The sequence below is a fragment of the Nonomuraea sp. NPDC051191 genome (genome assembly GCF_044455665.1).
Classification (GTDB): domain Bacteria; phylum Actinomycetota; class Actinomycetes; order Streptosporangiales; family Streptosporangiaceae; genus Nonomuraea.
Genome location: NZ_JBITEZ010000010.1, coordinates 110,370 through 130,339 on the forward strand (window position 1 = coordinate 110,370; position 19,970 = coordinate 130,339).

The 19,970-nt window shown below is 73.8% G+C and carries 17 protein-coding genes; 11 read left to right on the plus strand and 6 right to left on the minus strand.

Features of this window, described 5'->3' with window-relative positions; genetic code table 11:
* Positions 1–7: 7 nt before the first annotated feature.
* Positions 8–3,094, plus strand: a complete 3,087-nt coding sequence (locus ACIA8R_RS28170) for a chondroitinase family polysaccharide lyase (RefSeq protein ID WP_397041240.1) — start codon at positions 8–10, stop codon at positions 3,092–3,094.
* A 248-nt stretch (positions 3,095–3,342) separates the two neighbouring features.
* Here ACIA8R_RS28170 and ACIA8R_RS28175 read toward each other — a convergent pair whose 3' ends face one another.
* Positions 3,343–3,969: a DUF4142 domain-containing protein gene (locus ACIA8R_RS28175; RefSeq protein WP_397041242.1), complete on the minus strand. Its 627-nt coding sequence runs from the start codon at positions 3,967–3,969 to the stop codon at positions 3,343–3,345.
* Positions 3,970–4,028: 59 nt separating this feature from the next.
* Complete coding sequence (locus ACIA8R_RS28180; protein ID WP_357706571.1) at positions 4,029–4,793, minus strand: SDR family oxidoreductase; 765 nt, start codon at positions 4,791–4,793, stop codon at positions 4,029–4,031.
* A gap of 104 nt (positions 4,794–4,897) precedes the next feature.
* Between ACIA8R_RS28180 and ACIA8R_RS28185 the strand changes: the two genes are divergently transcribed.
* The 6 genes from ACIA8R_RS28185 to ACIA8R_RS28210 all read left to right on the plus strand — a co-directional run bounded on the left by ACIA8R_RS28185 (position 4,898) and on the right by ACIA8R_RS28210 (position 13,914).
* Positions 4,898–5,527: a class I SAM-dependent methyltransferase gene (locus ACIA8R_RS28185; protein WP_357706570.1), complete on the plus strand. Its 630-nt coding sequence runs from the start codon at positions 4,898–4,900 to the stop codon at positions 5,525–5,527.
* A gap of 49 nt (positions 5,528–5,576) precedes the next feature.
* Positions 5,577–6,446: an aldo/keto reductase gene (locus ACIA8R_RS28190; RefSeq protein WP_397041244.1), complete on the plus strand. Its 870-nt coding sequence runs from the start codon at positions 5,577–5,579 to the stop codon at positions 6,444–6,446.
* Positions 6,447–6,541: 95 nt separating this feature from the next.
* Entirely contained in the window at positions 6,542–7,492 is a 951-nt protein-coding gene (locus ACIA8R_RS28195; RefSeq protein ID WP_397041246.1) for a DUF1731 domain-containing protein, read from the plus strand.
* 67 nt (positions 7,493–7,559) lie between these two features.
* A complete protein-coding gene (locus tag ACIA8R_RS28200; protein WP_397041248.1) occupies positions 7,560–8,084 on the plus strand; it encodes a hypothetical protein in 525 nt (174 codons plus the stop codon).
* Between the two features lie 134 nt (positions 8,085–8,218).
* Positions 8,219–9,712, plus strand: a complete 1,494-nt coding sequence (locus ACIA8R_RS28205; RefSeq protein WP_397041250.1) for a DHA2 family efflux MFS transporter permease subunit — start codon at positions 8,219–8,221, stop codon at positions 9,710–9,712.
* A 128-nt stretch (positions 9,713–9,840) separates the two neighbouring features.
* Positions 9,841–13,914: a hypothetical protein gene (locus ACIA8R_RS28210; RefSeq protein ID WP_397041252.1), complete on the plus strand. Its 4,074-nt coding sequence runs from the start codon at positions 9,841–9,843 to the stop codon at positions 13,912–13,914.
* Positions 13,915–13,924: 10 nt separating this feature from the next.
* On the opposite strand, the gene ACIA8R_RS28215 is transcribed toward ACIA8R_RS28210, so the two are convergent.
* Both ACIA8R_RS28215 and ACIA8R_RS28220 read right to left on the minus strand, forming a co-directional pair.
* On the minus strand, positions 13,925–15,154 hold the full coding sequence (locus ACIA8R_RS28215; RefSeq protein WP_397041254.1) for an alpha/beta fold hydrolase: 1,230 nt from the start codon (positions 15,152–15,154) through the stop codon (positions 13,925–13,927).
* Positions 15,155–15,163: 9 nt separating this feature from the next.
* Positions 15,164–15,454, minus strand: coding sequence for a hypothetical protein (locus ACIA8R_RS28220; RefSeq protein ID WP_364103280.1), 291 nt, complete (start codon positions 15,452–15,454; stop codon positions 15,164–15,166).
* A gap of 113 nt (positions 15,455–15,567) precedes the next feature.
* Here ACIA8R_RS28220 and ACIA8R_RS28225 point away from each other — a divergent pair, with 113 nt between their 5' ends.
* A complete protein-coding gene (locus ACIA8R_RS28225) occupies positions 15,568–16,545 on the plus strand; it encodes an acetylxylan esterase (protein WP_397041256.1) in 978 nt (325 codons plus the stop codon).
* Between the two features lie 50 nt (positions 16,546–16,595).
* Here ACIA8R_RS28225 and ACIA8R_RS28230 read toward each other — a convergent pair whose 3' ends face one another.
* A complete protein-coding gene (locus ACIA8R_RS28230; protein ID WP_357706551.1) occupies positions 16,596–16,883 on the minus strand; it encodes a Fe-S cluster assembly protein HesB in 288 nt (95 codons plus the stop codon).
* Between the two features lie 126 nt (positions 16,884–17,009).
* On the minus strand, positions 17,010–17,459 hold the full coding sequence (locus ACIA8R_RS28235; protein WP_364088075.1) for a pyridoxamine 5'-phosphate oxidase family protein: 450 nt from the start codon (positions 17,457–17,459) through the stop codon (positions 17,010–17,012).
* Positions 17,460–17,635: 176 nt separating this feature from the next.
* On the opposite strand from ACIA8R_RS28235, the gene ACIA8R_RS28240 reads away from it, so the two are divergent.
* The 3 genes from ACIA8R_RS28240 to ACIA8R_RS28250 all read left to right on the plus strand — a co-directional run bounded on the left by ACIA8R_RS28240 (position 17,636) and on the right by ACIA8R_RS28250 (position 19,886).
* The gene (locus ACIA8R_RS28240) at positions 17,636–18,175 is read left to right on the plus strand and encodes a DUF4142 domain-containing protein (protein WP_364088077.1); all 540 of its coding nucleotides are present in this window, start codon (positions 17,636–17,638) and stop codon (positions 18,173–18,175) included.
* A 50-nt stretch (positions 18,176–18,225) separates the two neighbouring features.
* A complete protein-coding gene (locus tag ACIA8R_RS28245) occupies positions 18,226–18,897 on the plus strand; it encodes a hypothetical protein (protein WP_397041259.1) in 672 nt (223 codons plus the stop codon).
* 104 nt (positions 18,898–19,001) lie between these two features.
* Positions 19,002–19,886 (plus strand): DUF2382 domain-containing protein, encoded by an 885-nt coding sequence (locus tag ACIA8R_RS28250; protein ID WP_397041261.1) that lies wholly within the window; start codon positions 19,002–19,004, stop codon positions 19,884–19,886.
* The last annotated feature ends 84 nt before the right edge of the window (positions 19,887–19,970 follow it).

The window sequence follows — 19,970 nt, forward strand, 5'->3', positions numbered from 1 at the left end:
GGCGCGCATGGTGGAGATCACGCGCAGAGCGGTGTTCAAGGCAGGTGCGGCAAGCGCTTTCCTGACGGCCGGCGGCCCGGTGGCGGCCGCGTCGGCGGCGGACGGGCCGGTCGGCGAGGGGATGACCGGCGAGGCGCTGGAGCAGCGGGCCATGGCGATGGACCCGTCGGTGTTCCTGCTGGAGAGCGCCGTCCCGCCGCACTTCGCCGCCGGGACCGGCTCCACGTTGTCGATCAGCGACCGGGTCGCCGTGTGCGGGACGAGGTCGCTGCGATGGGAGCACGCGAGCCGCGACGTGATCACCGTGCGGGCACCGCTGCGGTGGGCGCCCGCCCCCTACCGGCTCGGCGACGACCAGGCGTGGCAGGGGCTGGTGGACGCGTTCTGCGTGTGGGTGCACAACGCCGAGCCGGTGGACGACGTGCTCAGGTTCGAGTTCGGCCGGGGTGAGCGCACCGACCTGTGGTTCGAGTTCCGGCTCGGGTTCAGCGGGTGGCGTACGGCGTGGGTGCGGTACGCCTACGACATGCACGGCAGGCCGCACCCCGACATGGACACCCTGCGGATCGTCGCGCCCCGCAGGGCCGGGACCCTGCACCTCGACCAGCTCATGCTCAACGTGCCGCTGCGCCCCGACGCCCCCTGCCGCGACCACCAGCTCCCGGACATCGCCCCCGAGGGCGACGAGTACGACAACCAGCACTGGCAGGCGCTCCACCGCTTCGACCGGCTCCTGGAGACCGTCAGGCCCGACACCTCGCCCCCGTCCGCCGGCGAGCTGGCCTCGCTGCGCGCCCTGCACACCCGCTACCACGACGAGTACCTGATCGCCCAGGTCAAGCCGGACCTGCCGGGGCTGACGGCCCAGGTGGCCGCCCTGGAGGGCCGTCCCACGCACGCCTACCAGTCGCAGATCTACCCGGCCGGGATCGCCGCCGAGCTCAAGGCGTTCGTGAACCCGGTCACGCTGCGCGCCTGCACCGACCTGATGAAGACGATCGCCCAGGCCCACCAGGCCGCCCCCGCCGACCGTCCGGCGCTGGCCGCGCTCTACCTGCGCCTGGTCGCCCACCTGCGGGAACAGGGCTGGACGAAGGGAAGCTGCCAGGGCACCATCCACCACCTCGGCTACGACGTCCGCGGCTTCTACGACTCCGTCTACCTCATGCGGGACGCCCTGCGCGCGGCGGGGGAGTTGCAGCGGGTACGAGCGGACCTGGAATGGCTGAGCGGACTCGGCCGGATCTTCCGCGGTTTCGGCTTCCGGATGGCCCGGGGCAGCATGATGGACCTGTACAACACCACGGTCCGCGGCATGCTGGCGGCCGTGCTGCTGCGCGACGACGAGGCCGGGCAGGTGGCGTACCTGCGGGCGCTGCGCGACTGGCTGAACGCCACCCTCCTGCCCACCGACGGCATCCAGGACGGCATCAAGGTGGACGGCACCGCCTTCCACCACGTCGGCTTCTTCCCCGACTACGTCCGCGACGGCTTCGCCGGGCTCGCGCCGCTGGTCTACGTGCTGCACGGCGGCTCGTTCGCGATCTCGGAGGAGGCGTACGGGTGGCTGCGCAAGGCGCTGCTCGCACAGCGCGTCTACGCCAACAAGAACCACTGGCCGATCTCGATCAGCGGCCGCAACCCCGGCGGCACGACCGCGCTGTCGATCGTCCCGTTCGAGTGGCTTGCCCCGATCGACGATGAGATCGCCGCCGCCTTCCTGCGCCTGCTGCCCGGCAGCCCGACCGAGCGGCAGAAGGAGCTCGCGGCCCGGCTCGCCGCGCGCGGCATCGTCGCGGAACCGGCTCCGACCGGCGCCTGGGCGCTCAACTACGCCGCGCTCGCCGTCCACCGCCGCGACGAATGGCAGATCACGGTACGCGGCCACAACCGCTACCTGTGGAGCACCGAGATCTACGTCGGTGCCAACTGGTACGGCCGCTACAACACCTACGGCCAGATCCAGGTCCTGCACCGCGGCAACCCCGTCACCAACCAGGACAGCGGCTACGCCCAGCCCGGCTGGGACTGGAACCGCCGCCCCGGCACCACAGTCATCCACAAACCGCTCGAACAGCTCAGGGGCGACCTGACCAGGGCGATCGAGGAGATGCTCCTCACCGACTCCCGTTTCGCCGGAGCCTGCACCATCGACGGACGCAACGCCCTGTTCGCCATGGACCTGCACGGACACCCCAAGTACGACGGCACCCACCGGGCCCGCAAGTCGGTGTTCCTGTTCGACGACCGCGTCGTGGCCCTGGGCACCGGCATCACCAACGACGACACCGCGGACGAGACCGAGACCACGCTCTTCCAGACCCGGCTCCCGAGCAGGACCGCGCCCACCGTGGTGGACGGCACGCCGGTCACCGCCTTCCCCCACCAGGCGCTCGACGGCGGGCCGCGCTGGCTGCTGGACGACAAGGGCATCGGCTATTACCTGGCCGCCGGGCAGAAGGTGGCCCTGACCCGCTCGGCCCAGACCTCCCGCAACAACGCCACGGAAGAGCCCACCGGCGGAGACTTCGCCACGGCCTGGATCAGGCACGGCACCGCCCCTCGGAACGGGACTTACGAGTACGCGATGGTCGTGAACGCCACGGCCGAGCGGATGGCCGGTTTCACCGCCGCGATGGGGGACGCCGCGCGGGCCCCGTACCAGGTGCTGCGCGCCGACACGGCCGCCCACGTCGTCCGGGACCGCGAGACCGGCATCACCGGGTACGCGGTGTTCGAGCGCACCAGCCTGGAAGGTCTGGTACGCGAGGTCGACACGCCTTCGATGCTGCTCGTCCGGACGGAGGGCGAGACGCTGGTCCTCGCGGTGTGCGATCCGGACCTGCGCCTCTACGGCGGGATCGACCACGACCAGTACGAGAAGGGCCGCTACGTCGGGCACTACAGCCCGTGGTCGCGGCCCTGGCTGGCGAGCCCCAGCCACCCGCACCGGATGCGGGTGACCCTGGACGGGCGATGGCGGGTCGATGCCGGCCTGCCGTGCCGGGCCAGGATCACCGGGCCGCGCACGGTCCTGGAGTTCGAGACCGTGCACGGGCAGCCGGTGCAGGTGCGGCTGGAACCCGCGACCTGACCCGGACGGAGGCGGGGGGCCGCCCCCGCCCGGGCGCTCACCACCCGTGGCCGGGACGCCACACGTCCCGACCACGGGCCGCTTCACGCCGCCCAACGGACGCGATGAGTCACGCCGCTCGACGGACCTGACGTCGCACGCCGCTCATCGGACGTGACGTCGCGCGCCGCTCATCGGACGTGACGTCGCGCGCCGCTCATCGGACGTGACGTCGCGCGCCGCTCATCGGACGTGACGTCGCGCGCCGGTCAGCGGGTGTGGTGGTCGAGTTCCGTACGGACCTCGTCCAGGTGGTGCCGGACCACGGGGGCGCCGTCGCGCGCCAGGTCCCGCACCCAGCCGGAGTGACCGTGCCGCAGCTCGCGCCTGATCAGCGTGAGCGTCTGCTCGTGCGCCTCGGTCTGGAGACGCAGCCACGCCCGGTCGAACCGGTGACCGGAACGGCGGGCGAGCACCGCGTCCAGGCTGTCGCGCTGGGCGGCGTTCGGCGCGTCCGGCAGGCCGACGCGCAGCCGCCGGGCGACCTCGCGCAGCCGGGCGTCGAGCTTGCGGTGGTCACGGATCAGCCGCCAGGCGATCTCGCGCACGTCCCTGTCGTGCGACCTGCGGAGCGCGGCCTGGCCGGCCGCGATCTCGGCGAGGTTGCCGCGGTGCGCCTGCCGCAGGTACGCCCGGTCCTGGGCCGAGGCGTGGAACGCCTGGACGGACAGGGCGGTCGCGGCGCCTGGCGCGGCCACCGGCCGGACGGCGCCGGCGGCCTGGGCCGCCGTGGGCCCGGTCGCGGACTGGGCCGCGGTGGGGGTAGTGGCGGACACGGTCAACGCCAGCACGGCCGCGATTCCCGCGGGTGCTAAGTGGCTCCGTGCTGTTCTCATGAGTCCCTCCCTTCAATGGGACCCGTGCCTGCTGCCCCCTTCGGTCGGGAGTATTCACCTCAATTCGGAGGATCGAAACGGCCGTCCACGGCGGTCCAGCCGCCGTCCACGTACAACACCGAGCCCGTCACGAAGCTCGCCGCGTCGCTCGCCAGGTAGACCACCGCGCCCGCCATCTCGGGCGCGGTGGCCCACCGGCCGAGGGCGCTCTTGGCGGCGTACGCGGCGTACCAGTCGGGGTTGTCCTTGATCTGCCTGGTCAGCGGGGTCTCCACGACGCCGGGCGCGATGGCGTTGACGCGCACGCCGTGGGGGCCGAACTCGGCCGCCGCCGTCCGCAGCAACTGCACCAGCCCCGCCTTCGTGGCCGAGTAGACGCCCTGCCCCGGCTCGGTCACCGACGCCCGGATCGAGGCGAACCCGATGATCGACCCGCGCCCCCGCTCCACCATCCCGGCGCCGAACGCCCGCACCACGTCGAACGAGGCCCGCAGGTTCAGCCCCACCACCCGGTCGAACTCCTCGCCGGTGTAGTCGAGCAGCCGCTTGCGCACGTTCGTCGCCGCGGTGAACACCAGCACGTCGGCCGGCTCCTCGGCGGCGGCCGCCCGTACGGCGTCGGCGTCCAGCACGTCGAGCAGGCGCGCCCGGCCGTCGCACCCGGCGGCGGTCTCCTGGGCGGCGGCCAGGTCCCGGTCCGCGCACACCACGGAGGCCCCATGCGCGGCCAGGGCGGACGCCGCCTCCCTGCCGATCCCGCTCCCGGCCCCGATCACCACGGCCCGCCGCCCGTCGAGGCGGAACAGCGCGTCATATCCCGTCATGCTGGAGAACACTAGCGACTGGTCAGACCAGTACACCAGGTTCCGCCGATCCCGTCCGCCCGCACGTCGCGGAACTGTCGGTGCCGCCTGTCAGGATGCGGGCCATGACGACCATCGCCGGTTTCTGGGACGCCGCCGCCGACTCCTTCGACGACGAAGCCGACCACGGGCTCCGCGACCCCGCGACCAGGGCCGCCTGGGCGGCGCGGCTGGCCGAGTGGGTGCCCGCAGGGCCGCTCGACGTGCTCGACCTCGGCTGCGGCACGGGCTCGTTGTCGCTGCTCCTGGCCGCCCAGGGCCACCGCCTGACCGCCGTCGACCTCGCCCCGCGCATGGTCGGGCGGGCCCGCGCCAAGCTGGCCGCCACCGACGCCGTGGTGCTGACCGGCGACGCGGCCGACCCGCCCGTCGGCGACAGCCGCTTCGACGTCGTGCTGGCCCGTCACCTGCTGTGGACCATCCCCGACCCGGAGGCGGCGCTGACCCGCTGGGTGTCGCTGCTGCGCCCCGGCGGCCGGCTGGTGCTGGTGGAGGGCCGCTGGCAGAGCTCCGGCGAGCAGTCCGGCTACGTGCCGGGCGAGCGCCTGCCCTGGATGGGCGGCGTCACCGCCGTCAACCTGACCGCCGCCCTCCGACCCCTGGTCGGCGACCTTCAGGTGCATCCCCTTCCCGACCCGGCCCTGTGGGGCAAGGAGATCACCGACGAACGCTACGCGGTGGTGGCGATGCTCTGAGCGGGTGTCGGAGGGGTGCGCGGAACACAGCGGTGGCGGCGGCCGTACGATGGGCCCCTTCGTCAGGAGAGGGGCGGGCACAGTGGTGGGCACGACGTTCGAGATCGCCGGTGAGCTGCGGGTACGCCGCCTCGGCTACGGCACCGCCCAGCTCACCGGCCCCGGCTACTGGGGCCCGCGTCTGCCGTCCGCTGAGGCGGTCGCGCTGCTGCGCCGGGCCGTCGAGCGCGGCGTCACGCTCCTGGACACCGCCGACAACTACGGCCCCGGCGTCGCCGAGGAGCTGATCGCGCGGGCCCTTCATCCGTACCCCGGCGAGCTGGTGCTGGCCACCAAGGGCGGCGTGGTCCGTACGGGGCCGGACACGTGGCATCCCGCCGGACGTCCCGAGGACCTGCGCGCCATGTGCGAGGCGAGCCTGCGCCGCCTGCGCACCGAGACGATCGACCTCTACCAGCTCCACCGCATCGACCCCGCGGTGCCGCTCGCCGATCAGCTCGGCACGCTCGCCGAGCTGCGCGAAGAGGGCAAGATCCGGCACATCGGGCTCGACACCGTCACCCTCGACCAGCTCGACGAGGCGCTGACGATCCTGCGGCCGGCGTCCGTGCAGAACCGCTTCAACGTGCTGGACCGGGAGTCGGAGCCGGTGCTGGCGCGGTGCGAGGAGCTGGGCATCGCGTTCCTGCCCTGGTTCCCCCTCGGCAACGGCTCCCTCGCCACCGGGGCGGGCACGGCGATCGAACGGGTGGCCGCCCGGCACGGCACGACGTCCGGGCAGGTGGCGCTGGCCTGGCTGCTGCACCGCTCCCCGGTCGTCCTGCCCACGCCGGGCACCGGCTCGCCCGCCCACCTGGAGGAGAACCTGGACGCCGCCGACCTCGCCCTGACCGACGAGGACATGCACGCCCTGAAGTGATCCACCCGAGGCCGGGCACACGCCGGCCGAGCGCGTCCCAACCGCGCGGGACCCCTCGCTGAACGCGTTCAAAAGCCCGGAGTAGTGTCGACCGGGTGAAGACGGTGATTCCCGGAGGCGCCGGGCAGGTCGGCGAGATCCTCCGCCGGGCGCTGACCGCGGCCGGACACGACGTCGTGATCCTGACCCGGCGGCCGACCCGTCCGGGCGAGGTCGCCTGGGACGGCGAGACCCCGGGCGCGTGGACGCGGGAGATCGACGACAGCGACCTCGTGATCAACCTGGCCGGGCGGAGCGTGAACTGCCGCTACACCCCGGCCAACCTGCGGGCCATGATGGGTTCGCGGGTGCGCTCCACCCGGGCCGTCGGCCGGGCGATCGCCGCCGCCGGGCGCCCGCCCCGGGTCTGGCTGCAGATGAGCACCGCCACCGTCTACGCCCACCGCTTCGACGCGCCCAACGACGAGGCGACCGGCCTGATCGGCGGCGACGAGCCCGGCGTGCCGGGCTACTGGGGTTACAGCGTCGAGATCGCCAAGGCGTGGGAGCGGGAGCAGGAACGGGCCGAGACCCCGTACACGCGCAAGGTCGGCCTGCGCACCGCCATGGTGATGAGCCCCGATCGTGGCGGCGTCCTCGACGTGCTGCTGCGCCTGACCCGGCTCGGCCTCGGCGGGCCGGTCGCGGGCGGCGCCCAGTACGTGTCCTGGATCCACGACCGCGATCTCGTCCGCGCGGTCGAGTTCCTGGCCGGGCGGGACGACCTGAGCGGACCGGTCAACCTGGCCGCCCCTGGGCCGCTGCCGCAGGCCGCGTTCATGCGGGCGTTGAGGTCCGCCTGGGGCGTGCCGGTGGGCCTGCCCGCGGCGCGGTGGATGGCCGAGTTGGGCGCGTACGCGCTGCGGTCCGACACCGAGCTGCTGTTCAAGAGCCGCCGGGTCGTCCCGGGCCGGCTCCTGGAGGCGGGTTTCGCCTTCGAGCACCCCGAGTGGCCGGAGGCCGCCGAGGAGCTCGTCCGGAGAGTGCGCCTCAGCCGGAGGGGCTGACCCGCGACGGCGACCGGGCAGGTCGGGGGGAGACGCGGGCGGTCGTAAGGCGCCTTACGATATTCTCATGATCAGTTACAGCGAGCTGGAGGAAAGACTGGGCGTCCCGATCGGGGTCGAGGAGGCGCGGTCCCGATGGGGGGCGCTGGTGAGCGCGGCGGGCGAGGGGCAGGTCACGCTGATCACCCGGGAGCGCTGGGAGTGGGCCGCCCTGGTGCCGCTGTCCAAGGTTTCGGGGGTGCTGGCCGGGTTGCCGGTGGTGTCGTTGTCCACGGGCAAGGCCAAGCTCGGCGACCTCGTCCGGCAGGTCGCCGAGCCGTACGACGACAGTCCCGTGCTGCTGGCCCGGCACCGGACGCCGGTCGCCGCGCTGATCGCGGCCACCCGCCTGCTCAGTCCCCGGGTGGGCGTGCAGGTCGCGCGGCCGGGGGCGGGCGGCGCCGACGCGCTGCTGCGCGAGGGCTGCACGGTCACCCTGAGCTGCCATCCGACCGGGTCCGGCGTGATCGCCGTGGCCCGTGACCGCGACGGCGGCGAAGTGGCCGTCGGCACCGGCGACACCCTGGAGCAGGCCCTGCGCGCCCTGAACTGAGCGCCCCAGGCCGCGCCTGACCGGGGGCACCGGTATGCCTGTGCGCGGACGGGATCTTGACAATCGACGGGCCGCCCTCTTTCCTAGAGGAAGATTCTAGAAAGAGTGGCGCATGAACCTTCAGGCGGTCCGGTGTGACTGAGTGCCCGTCCAAGGCCGTCGTGTCGGAGCCGGTCGTGGGGGCGGCGGCGGAGGAGGACGAGGCCGCCCGGCTGCGGTACGCCTGGCGAGCCGTCTCGGTCACCAGCCTCGGCATGTTCCTGACCGGGCTCAACTCCAGCTCGCTCAACGTCGCCCTGCCCGCCGTCGTCGCGCACTTCCGCGCCGACGCCTTCCTGGCGAGCTGGGTGCTGCTGGCCTACATGCTGGTCAGCTCGGTCGGGCTGGTGGTGTTCGGACGGGTGGCCGACCTGTTCGGCAGGCGCGGCACGTACCTGCTGGGGTTCATGGTGTTCACCGCGGCGAGCCTGGCGGCCGGGTTCTCGCCCTCGATCGAGCTGCTGCTGGCCGCCCGCGTCGCCCAGGCGTGCGGCTCGGCCATGATCCTCGCCAACAGCTCGGCCATCCTGGCCGGCGCCTTCCCGCCTGCCCGGCTGGGCCGCGGCATGGCCGTCTACATGGCCATCATCTCCGTGGCGGGGCTGGTCGGGCCGTCGTTCGGCGGGTTCCTGGCGGGTGCGGCGGGCTGGCGGTGGGTCTTCTGGTTCAACGTGCCCGTCGGCGTCGCGGCCATCGTCTGGGGCGCCGTCACCCTCCGGCCGGTGCCGAGGGGGCCGCGCGAGCGGCTGGACCTGCCGGGGATCGTCCTGCTGTTCACCTGGCTGAGCGGGCTGCTGCTGGCCCTGTCGCAGGGCAGCTCGCTGGGCTGGCTGAGCCCGTGGGTGGTGGCGGGCGGGGTGGCGTTCGCGGCGGCGGCGCCGGTGTTCGCGCTGGTCGAGTGGCGCAGCCGCACGCCGCTGCTCGACCTGCGGCTGTTCGGCGACCGCGGCTTCGCGCTGGCCAACCTGGCGGCCGTGCTCAACTCGCTCGGGCAGTTCTCGATCGTGCTGGTGATCTCGCTGTTCCTGCAGTCCACCCGGCAGTTCGAGCCCGCCCAGGCGGGGCTCGCCGTGCTGCCCGTCTCGGCCGCCTCGGCCCTGACCTCGCTGGTCGCCGGGGCGCTGACCGGACGCTTCCACCCGCGTACGGTGGCCGTGGCCGGATCGGCGCTGAGCGCGGCGGGCATGGCGGTCATGCTGGCCGCGCTGGACCCGTCCGTGCCGTACGCCTGGCTCGGGACGGCGCTCGGGCTGGTGGGCGCGGGCAGCGGGCTGTTCATCACGGCCAACACCACCGCGATCATGATGGACGCGCCGCAGAACCGGCTCGGCGTGGTCAACGGCGTCCGGCTCATGCTGGTCAACGTCTCGACCGTGATCAGCACCGCCATGTCGCTGGCCATCGTCGCCGCGTCCGTGCCGGCCGCCGAGCGGCACCTGGTCTACGCCGCCGACCCGTCCCGGCTGTCCGGCGTGGCCGACGTGCTGCAGGACGGTTACCGGCTGGCGGTGACCGTCCTGCTGGTGCTCGCCGTGGCGGCCACGGTGGTCACGGCGGTGAGCCGGACGGGGGTCCGCCGGGCGGCGTAGTGGCCCGGCGAGGGGGCAGAAACTGGAGTTCCATGTCGGGGCGAGTTTGACGATTAGTGAGGAAATATGGTCATCTCGTGACCATTGTTTCTGATGGGATGAGTTAGACGGGTCCGGGGGAACGCTTCATGCCGCACGCCCTCCTGCGCGTGCTCGCTTCGACGTCCATCGCAGCCACCGCGCTGGCGGGTGGGCCGCTCGCCGTCTCCAGCCATGCCGCGACGACGGCCGCCGTTCGGGCTTCAGCGCCTGGTCAGATGGTGGTGCCCGCGGTGAAGGAGCCGCCGCCGGCCGTGGTGGCCGTTCGTTCCGGGCCGTCGCCCGCCGTCCGGCCGATGGGGGAGGGGCCGGTGGGGCCGGAACGACCGGAGATCACCACGCCCGCCGGAACGTCCCTCGCCGACGGGATCGCCGCGCTGGCCGCGCGGCGGCAGGAACGGCAGGGGCTCGGGCGGCAGGCCCCCGACCCCGCCGCCCTGCTCCCCGACACGACCGGTGCCGCGCCGCTGACCCTCCTGCGCCCGCCTTCCGCCGTGACCAAGGCTCTGGACGCCCTGCGCCTGAACACCCCCCTGGCCCAGGGCGGGCGGATGGTGAAGGGGCAGGCGCTGACGTACCGGTTGTGTGTGATGGGGGTGGCGCGGACGGTGGCGTGCTCGGCGCGCAGGCCCGTCGCCGTACCGGTCGCCGCGGACGTCACCGGCGACGGCCTCCCCGACCTGGCGGCCGACCTGGTGCCCGCCGCGAACCCCGGAAAGGGGGACGTCGGGCTCGGGTTCGCCGTCAGGAGCCTGTCCGGGCAGAAGGTGAAGGCGCTGGTCTGGGCCGAGTACGACGACAGGGTGACCGTCGGGTTCGACGGCCTGCGCGCCGGCGCGTCGCTCTCGGTGCTCGACCGCGGGACGTTCACCGTCGACCAGGAAGGCGGGACGGTCAGGGCGAGCGTCACCAGGCAGGACCCGGGAGCGTCCGCCGTCACCCTGGCGGGGCTGACCGGGCGCACCACCGTGAGCCTGCGCCAGACCCCCGCCACCGAACGACTCACCGTCGAGGCCGCACTCGGCTCACCCGCGTCGGAGGCCACCTCCAAGCCCGGGGCCGTCGAGCTGGACGTCACCGCCTCCCGGCCCGCCAGGCTCGACGCGATCGCCGTCTCCCGGACCCGCTACACGCAGGCCGTGCTGGACCGCATGCCCACCCGCGCCCGGGTGCGCCTGTCCGGCGGACGGATCCGCTTCACCGCCCCCGCCCCGATCGCCCGCGCCGAGCTGCACAGCCACCTCTACCGCGACGGCCGCCTGGCCACCGTGGTGAGCGCCGGGCTGCGCGAGGTGCCCCGCTCCTTCACCGCCGCCTACGCCTCGACCGGCGGCGGGCAGACGCTGACCGTCGAGTCGTCCCGGCCCGCGCGGACGGGCTCGGCCGAGGTGCTCTACTACGACCGGGCCGCGTCCAGGACCGTGTTGCGGGCCGAGCTGAGCGGGCTGCCCGCCCGGGTCCGCATGGAGAACGACCCGGCCGCGCGGCGCGTCACCCAGACGGCCAGCTCGCCGATCGGCCGCTTCGCCGCGATCCTGCAACGTGGCGGCGGCGCGGTCTCCAGCCCCTCCGGCGGCCACGTCACCATGATCAAGAACGGCGACGCGGTCGGGATCTCGGCGCTGTTGTCCGGGTTGTCGGCGTTCGACGTCTCGTACGGCGCGGCGCCGCACGCGCACCTGAAGGCCAGGGCGAGCCGCCGGTCCTTCGTGGGCGCGGCCGGCGTCGACGGGACGCGCCTGGCACGACTGGAGATCTCCAACACGCCCGCCGAGGTCGACCTCTCCCTCGACCCCGCCGCCGGACGGGCCGTCTACCGGGCCAGCGGCGTGATCGACCGGGCCAGGGCCGCCTATGCCGACGTACGGAACGGGCCGACGATCGACGGCACGGTCCGCGGCGTGCGCGAGGACGTACGGACCGCGTGGACGCTGGGCGCGCGCTCGTCGGTCGAGGTCACCACGTCCGGCCGCCTCCGCGACCTCAGCCTGTACGCGGCCAGGTCGTACGTCACCACCCTCGGGAACGCCGGCCGCGCCGCGGGCGGGGACGACGTGCGGGTGGCGGTGCAAGGGGTGCGGAAACGGGCCGAGCTGGTCGCCGACACCTCGACCGGCACCCTCGCCTGGACCGCGAGCGCCCCCGTGGCGAAAGTGTCGGCGCTGGCCAGGATCAGGACGGGCGGCCGGGTGCTGCGGGCCGCCGCCGACGTGACCGGCGTGCCGGCCCGCTTCGAGGCCGCCTGGAAGGACGGCGGCTACCGCTTCCGCGGGCTGTCCGGCCCGGTGGGATCGGCGGCCCTGGCCGTGGCCAACCACGACGGCGCCACGTCCCCCGACGGCCCGCACCTGGCCGCCCACTACGACCGCGCCACCGGCGACCTGGACGCGAGCGTGCTGGTCAAGGGCCTGCGGAGAGTCGAGATCGGCCCGTCCGGGCAGGGCTTCCGTGCCGGGTTCCGCGCCGCGCGGCAGCGGCTCGCCGTGGACGCCGACATCGTCCTGGGCGAGACGCGCTTCGGCGTCCTCGGCAGGGTGGGACCGGTGCCGGGCGACCTGACCGTCGCCGCCACGCCCGAGGGCAGGCTCAGCTACTCCGGCTCCCGGCTCGGCGTGACCGCCCGCGCCTGGCTCGGCAGGACCGCCGCGCTGGCCCGCATGCGGCCCGCCCCCGCCGTGCGGGACGGCCTCTCGCTGGTGGACGGCGGCTGCCCGGCCGGAACCGAGGGCTGCGCACAGGGCCCGTTCTGCACGGCGGGGCGCGGCTGCTACGGCCTCCAGGGCTACCTCGACGTCACCGGCCTGCCCAGCCAGGTGACGATCGACCCGGCGGGCGGCACGTTCGCCTTCGCCGGGTTCGCGCCCAGGCGCCGCACCCTCGCCCTCTACCTGGCCAGCAGCGTGCTCGCGCCGGTCCCGGTCAAGGCACGGGCCACGCTGACCCGGCTGCCGTCGAGGATCACCCGGTTGTCGCTGGGGCCGTTCGACGCCGGGCACGTCGCCTACCGCGTCGAGCCGTCCGCCACCCTGGGCGCGCTCGACGTACGGGCCGAGGCGGGCGGGCTGCGCGGCCACGTCGCCCTCGACCCGGTTCCCGCCGCCGTGGACGTGCGGGCCGCGTACGGGGCCAGGACCCGGGTGCGCGTACGGAACTCCGCGCCGGTCGAGCGCCTGACCGCGGAGGTCACCCTGCCCGGCCGGGGCACCGGCGCGCTGCGGCTGACCGACGTGCCGGCGGTGCTCGGCCTGGACGCCGACGCCTCGTCCGCCGGGCTGAGCGTCCCGGCGATCACCTACCGGGGCGGCGCGAGCACCCTGGACGGCCACCTGGGCGTGGACGGCGGCCTGGTCGACCCCTCCGGGCGGCTCGGCGCCGTCTCGCTCACGGTCGAGGACCTGGCCGCCGACACCACGATCAGGCTCAACCCCGACCAGTCGCTCGACCTGGCCTCCAAACCCGGGCCCACGGGCCGGATCGCGGTGGCCGCCGGGCTGCGCGCGGGCCCGGTCGCCCGGCAGCGGATCGCCGTGTCCAAGGAGGTCCCGTACACCACGGGTTTCCTCACCTACGAGGTCGGCGGGGACTTCGCGCTGGGCGCGAGCGCGGTTCGGGAGGTGTCGATGACGGTCCGGCGGATGTCCTGGCTGCGGGTGCGGCCGGGACGCATCCCGTTCGGGCTCAAGGCTCCGGCGGCGGCCGGGTTCCTCGCGCCCGGCTTCGAAGGCGCCTACGACCGCCTCGACCTGGCCGCCAAGGGCGTGGACCTGCGGCCCGACGTCTCCCTCCGGGTCAGGCTGAGCAGGAAGATCGGCGAGGATGTCTTCACCGGCTCGCTCCGGCTCACCCGGGCCACCTCGCTCGCCCTGCGCCGCTACGACCAGCGCATGCGCCGCATCGGCGCCCGCCAGGAGATCGCCGCCGCCGGGATCGGGCTGGCCTGCCTCACGGTGGACGCCAAACCCGGCTTCGCCGCCGCCGGCAGGGGCGGTTCGGTCACCCTGCGCGGCGCCGACGGCCCGCAGATGGTGTCCTTCCTCGACCCCGGCGGGCAGACCCCGGACTACGCGGTGGACCTGCTGACCCACTTCATGTCGCCGTTCCCGGGGCCGGACTGGAAGGTGGCGGCGGCGACGGCGGGCTCCTGCGCCCGCGCCCGCCGGTGAGCGGGCCGAATCACCAAGGGCCGAGGTATCCGGGCGGCGGCGCGGCCGCCTCGTACGGGGGCACCGCCCGGTCCGCCAGGAACGCCCGCACCGTCCCCAGGTAGGCCGCCCGCCCTTCGGCGTAGGCGAACCCGGAACCGGGGATCGCCCGGCGGACGTCGGTGGCCGCCGACCAGCTCTCCCCGTCGCACGGCCCCTTGACCACCAGGACGGGCGCCGTCACCCGGGCCAGCCCCTCCCGCAGCCCCGGCGGCGACGGCCGCTCCACCAGGCTCGCATATCCCCCCGAACCGTCCGCTGCGGCCGGGAGACTCGCGGTCCTCGGGCTCGCGGGGAGCGGCGGTGGTGGTGGGCAGGGGGCCGCGGTGTCGTCGCCGGACCCCGCGGTCGCGACCGTGCGGGCGTCGAGTTCGGCGTCGCCGGCGAACGCGTGCGCCGCCGCCGGTTCGACCCGCAGCAGCGTGTACACCGCCAGCAGCCGGGGGCCGGGCGGCCCGTCGTCCAGCAGCGACGCGGAACGGACCTGGTCGAGCCCGGCGGGGGAGGCGAGCACCGCCCTGGCGACCCCGTCCGGATGGGCGGACAGGTAGGCCGCCGCCAGCCGGGCACCGCCGCCGCGCGCGACCAGGTTCAGCCGGCGGGCGCCGATCGCCTGCCGCACCTGCTCCAGGTCCGCCACGTCCCGTCCCAGCCCGTACGCGGCCGGGTCCGGCAACCGCGCCGACCGTCCCGTGCCCACCTGGTCGTAGACGTAGACCTCGTACCCGTCGGTGGCCAGGCGCCGGTAGAACGCAGGATCGGTGGCCACGTCCGCCACGCCGGCCCCGCCGGACAGGAACACCACCGGCTCGGGCCGGGTGACCCGCTTCGGCGCGACCCGCACGTACGCCAGCCGCGACCCCGTCGCCAGCCGCCACTCGCGCTGCCCGGCCACCGGCGGCCCGGCCGCGACCGGCACCGGCGGCGGCGTCAGCGTCGCGCCCGCGACCTGCCAGACCACCGCCGCCTCCACGGCCAGGATCAGCGCCGCCCGTAACCACCGTCCCCACGCCGGGCCCGGCCGGGGCACGCACAGCAGCAGCCCGAGGAAGAACAGCGAGGCGAACACGGCGAGGCCGGTCCCCGTGAACACCCCGGGCCGCGCGCCGACCATCGCCGTCCCGGCCAGCGCGGCGAGCCCGGCCACGGGCGACAGCACGAGCACCGCGGCGCCCGCCACGATCCCGGTGAAAGACCTCACAGGGGGACGCTAGCCCCCGACCGGGGAGGGGAGCGAGCGCCCGAGGCGGATGCGCAGGCGGTCGCCGGTGCGCAGGGTCTCGCGCACGGTCCACACCCGCTCGTCGATGACGGTGCCGTTCGTGGTCATGTAGCCGCCGACCCGCAGCACCGGACGGCCCGAGGCGTCGCCGAGGAGCTGGGCCCGCGACTCGGAGTCGTCGGCGAACAGCACGAGGAAGTCCTCGGCGTGCGCGGGGGCCTCCAGCACCAGGCCGGGATAGAGATGGGAGGAGGGAACCTCGATCACGTATTCGCTCACGCGCTCGCCACTACCCCGCTCGCGCGCTTTCAGCTTCCGGCCCGCGGAGGATAGCGCTTACCTGCACCGATGAGGTGAAATATCAGGGTTCCCTACAGGCTGGAGTTCCCCTCATGTCCTTGTTCGACCTGCCGATCGAGCAGCTGCGCGGCTACCTCCCCGACCGCGACGAGCCCGCCGACTTCGACGACTTCTGGTCCCGTACGCTGGCCGAGGCAGGCAGGTTCGACCCGGCCGCCGAGTTCGTGCCCTACGACCTGCCGCTGAGCGGCGTCGACGTCTACGACGTGTCGTTCGCCGGTTGGGGCGGCCACCGCATCGGTGGCTGGTTCATCCTGCCGCGCGGCGTTCAGGAGCCGGTGCCGTGCGTGATGCACTACATCGGCTACAGCGGCGGGCGCGGCTTCCCGAAGGACCACCTGCTGTGGCCCACGGCCGGATACGCGGTGTTCGTGATGGAGACCCGGGGGCACGGCGGCGCGAGCCCGGGCAGCCCCGGCGTGACCGGCGACCCGCACGGCAGCGCCAACGTGCAGGCGCCCGGCATGATGACGCGCGGCATCCTCGACCCCGAGGACTACTACTACCGCCGCGTGTTCACCGACGCGGCCAGGGCGGTCGACGTGGCCGCGGCCCACCCGGCGGTGGACGAGAGCCGCATCGTGGTCTCGGGCGGCAGCCAGGGCGGCGCGATCGCGCAGGCCACGGCCGCGCTGCGCCCGTCGGTGCGGGCGGCGCTGGTGGACGTGCCGTTCCTGACGCACTTCCGGCGGGCGGTCGAGATCACCGACGAGTATCCGTACCAGGAGCTGGTGCGCTTCCTCGCCTCCCGCAGGGACGGCGCCGACCAGGTGTTCCGCACGCTGTCGTACTTCGACGGCCTCAACTTCGCCGCGCGCGGCCGGGTGCCCGCGCTGTACTCGGTCGCGCTCATGGACGCCGTCTGCCCGCCCTCCACGGTCTTCGCCGCCTACAACCACTGGCAGGGACCGAAGGAGATCAACGTCTGGCCCTGGAACGGGCACGAGGGCGGGTCCGGCTACCAGACCGAGGAGCAGGTCCGCTACCTGCACAAGCTCCTGGCCGGCTGACCCGGTGGGTGGCCGCCGTACCGGCGTGATCGCCGGTACGGCGGCTCCCGTCACACCGCCTGCGGCGTCACCATGAACGACACGCTCCCTTGCGCGTCGGCCCCGGCGTCCAGGGCCTTGTCGTCCAGCACGGTGGCGGCCACGGGGTCGAGGTAGACCCGGGCGCCCTCGGTCTCGACGACCTCGTCCGCCGGCTCCGGGGCCGTGGCCAGGGAAAGGGTGAGCGAATTCGCGCCGTCGCCCTGCGACGAGATGCGGATCCCGCCCTGCGCGGGTTCCGGCGCGGACGCGGTCAGGTCGCGAATCGCCTGGGCTGCGTTGGCTGTCAGGGTGAGCACTACGGCTCCTCCTCACGGTCGACGTACAGAGAGTTGCCTGCCATTCCCCCGATGCCGGGACCCAACCCTCCTTGGTGTTTTCTTTACCTTCGGGGGCCGGGCTCGTCGTCGTGATGTGGGTTCCGGTCAGACGGTCCACTTGCCGTCGAGCATGAGGTCGCGGCCCGCCAGCTCGTTGACCTCGCGCCACGCCTGCACCAGCACCGGCGTCACCCGGAAGTAGGTGTACGGGCCGCGCGACTCACGCGGGTCGAACCCGGTCTTGACCGCGAACGCGTCGCCGATGTCGTCCGGGATCGTGCCGGCCGGTTGGGCGGTCACCGTGCCTTCGATCAGGACGACGTCCCTGGTCAGGCCCAGGCCGAGCCGGACGGTGCCGCCGGCCAGCAGGTTCCGGCCGGTGGGCGTGGCGTCCGCGGTGGACAGCAGCAGCGTGTGCCCGTCCCACAGGAACGACAGCGGCGTCATGTACGGGCCGCCGTCGCCCGCCGTGGCCACCCAGGCGTCGACGTCGTGTTCGAGCCGGTCGAGCGTGTCCTGCTTGCGCTGCTCCGGTGAACGGGCCGGTGGCGTCATTCTTCTCCTCGCACTCTTGTCGCGTCCGTCACATGATGACGGCTCCCGGCGGAGGAGCGCGACAGCGCCCCCCTCGCCGCCTGACCGGCATATGGCGCGGCGCGCCTGAGGGGGAAGTCGCGACCGCATGGTTACGCTCTGTGACGGAGATGTATCACCATGTCATAGGAAAACTTATGCGTACTCGTCTGACCATGCTGCTGGCCGCCGCGGCCGTCGTCGCCCTGTCGGGGTGCGGCGAAAGCGCCACCACCAACACCGCGGGGCTGGCGCCGCGGACCGACGCTCAGCCGTCCGAGCAGGACAGGACCTGGATGGCGACCATCCACCGGGGCAACCTGGCCGAGATCGAGGCGGGCCGCCTGGCCGAGAAGAAGGGTGCCACCGACCAGGTCAAGTCGATCGGCCGGATGCTGGTCGACGACCACACCCAGTTCGACAAGAAGGTGACCCAGACCGCGAGCCAGCTCGCCATCCAGCTTCCCACCGGACTGACGTCCGAGCAGGCCGCCATGGCCAAGCGCCTGCAGGACGCCAAGGGCAAGGAGTTCGACAAGGAGTTCGTCGCGAGCATGCTCAAGGCCCACAAGACGGCGATCGAGGCCACCAAGGAGGAGATCTCCAAGGGCTCCTCGCCGGCGGTGGTGGCCCTGGCCGAGTCCGCGACCCCGACGCTGGAGGAGCACCTGAAGGCGCTGAAGAAGGCGCAGGACTGACGGAGACGCCCGGGATGCCTGAAGGCGCGGGACCGGTGGAGGTGCCCGCGATGCCCGAAGGCGCAGGACCGGCGGAGACGCCCGCGCCGCCTGAAGGTGCGGGCGTGCCGGACGCGGTCGCCTCCCTGGCCCGCGCCGCCGCGCGCGAGGTGGCCGGGCTCCGGCACGGCCGGGCGCTGCACCGGCGCGGCCTGCTCCTGGCGGGCACGCTGACGGTCGAGGCGGCGCCGCTGGGTGAGCCGGGCGAGCACGAGGTGCGGGCCCGGCTGTCCAAGGGGCTGTCCCTGCCGGGACGGCTGCCCGACGTGCTGGGGCTGGCCGTGCGGCTGCCCAACGGGGTCGATCTGCTGCTGTCCACCGGCGTGGGCGGCCTGCCGGTGCCGCGCCGCACCTTCACGTCGGGGCCGTACTCCACCCTGACGCCCTACGTGTACGGAACCGGACGGTACCGGCTGGTCGCCCGCCCCGAGGGTGAGCGCGTGCCCGCCGACCCCGCGCTGCTGCCCGGCGCGCTGGCCCGCGGCCCGCTGCTGTTCCATCTGTGGGCCGGTGGCCGCTACCTCGCCCGCCTGCGCCTGCACACCGCGCTGCCCAGCGAGGACCTGACGTTCGACCCGGTGCTCAACAGCCATCCCTGCCTGCGTCCGGCCGGATGGACGGCCCGGCTGCGGCGGGCCGCCTACGAGGGCTCCCGGCAGGGCCGCGGCGTGCCTCCGCCCTAGACCGTTTATGGCAAAGACTGGCCGACCCATGTGTGCATATGCGACATTCTGGGGTATTTGTCCTGTTTGAACCAGGACGAACAATCGGGGGGATCGTCGTGGCTATGCAAACAGAGATCCGAAGCCTGCTCGAGTGCCATGTGATCGGGTCGGACGGACATTCGATCGGCAAGGTGGGCCAGGTCTACCTCAGTGACCGCACCGGCGAGCCGGAGTGGGTCACGGTTCGCACGGGGTTCTTCGGCATGAGGCAGACCTTCGTGCCGCTGGCCAACGCCCGCCGCGCCGGGGACGAGATCAGGGTCCCCTTCGACAAGGAGATGATCAAGGGCGCGCCCAACATCGACGTGGACGGCCGCCTCTCCCTGGAGGAGGAGGCCGAGCTCTACCGGTACTACGGGATGCAACCGTCCACCATCCCGTCCCAGCGCTCGCCCGCCGCGGGGGAGCGGCAGGCCCAGCGGCCCATGGGGGAGTCGCGGACGGCCGAGGAGCGCGGCCGGCGCACCGGCATGACCGGACAGACGGGCCAGGCGGTCCCGACCGGACAGCCGGGCAAGCTGCGCGGCCGGGACGTGGGCGACCGCGACATCGACATGACCACGTCCGAGGAACGGCTGCGCGTCGGCAAGGAGAGCCGCGAGACCGGGCACGTCCGGCTGCGCAAGTACGTCGAGACGGAGAACGTCCAGGAAAGGGTGCCGCTCTCGCACGAGGAGGTCGTGATCGAGCGCGAGCCCATCAGGGACGGCCAGCCCGGCACGTACGAGATCGGCGAGGACGAGCAGCAGATCACCCTGCACGAGGAGCGGCCGGTGATCGGCAAGGAGACCAGGCCGGTCGAGCACATCCGCGTGCACAAGGAGACCGTCCAGCACGAGGAGACCGTCGAGGGCCAGGTCAGGAGGGAACGCCTGGAGGTCGACGAGGACGGCAACGCGCGCGAGCACACCCGCAACCGCGGGGACGACCTCCCGCCGAAGCGGTAGGAGGCCCTTCCGGGTCCCGCGCGGGGGCGCCCACGCGCCCCCGCCTCACCACGCCCACCAGGTCCACCACATGCCCACCACGCG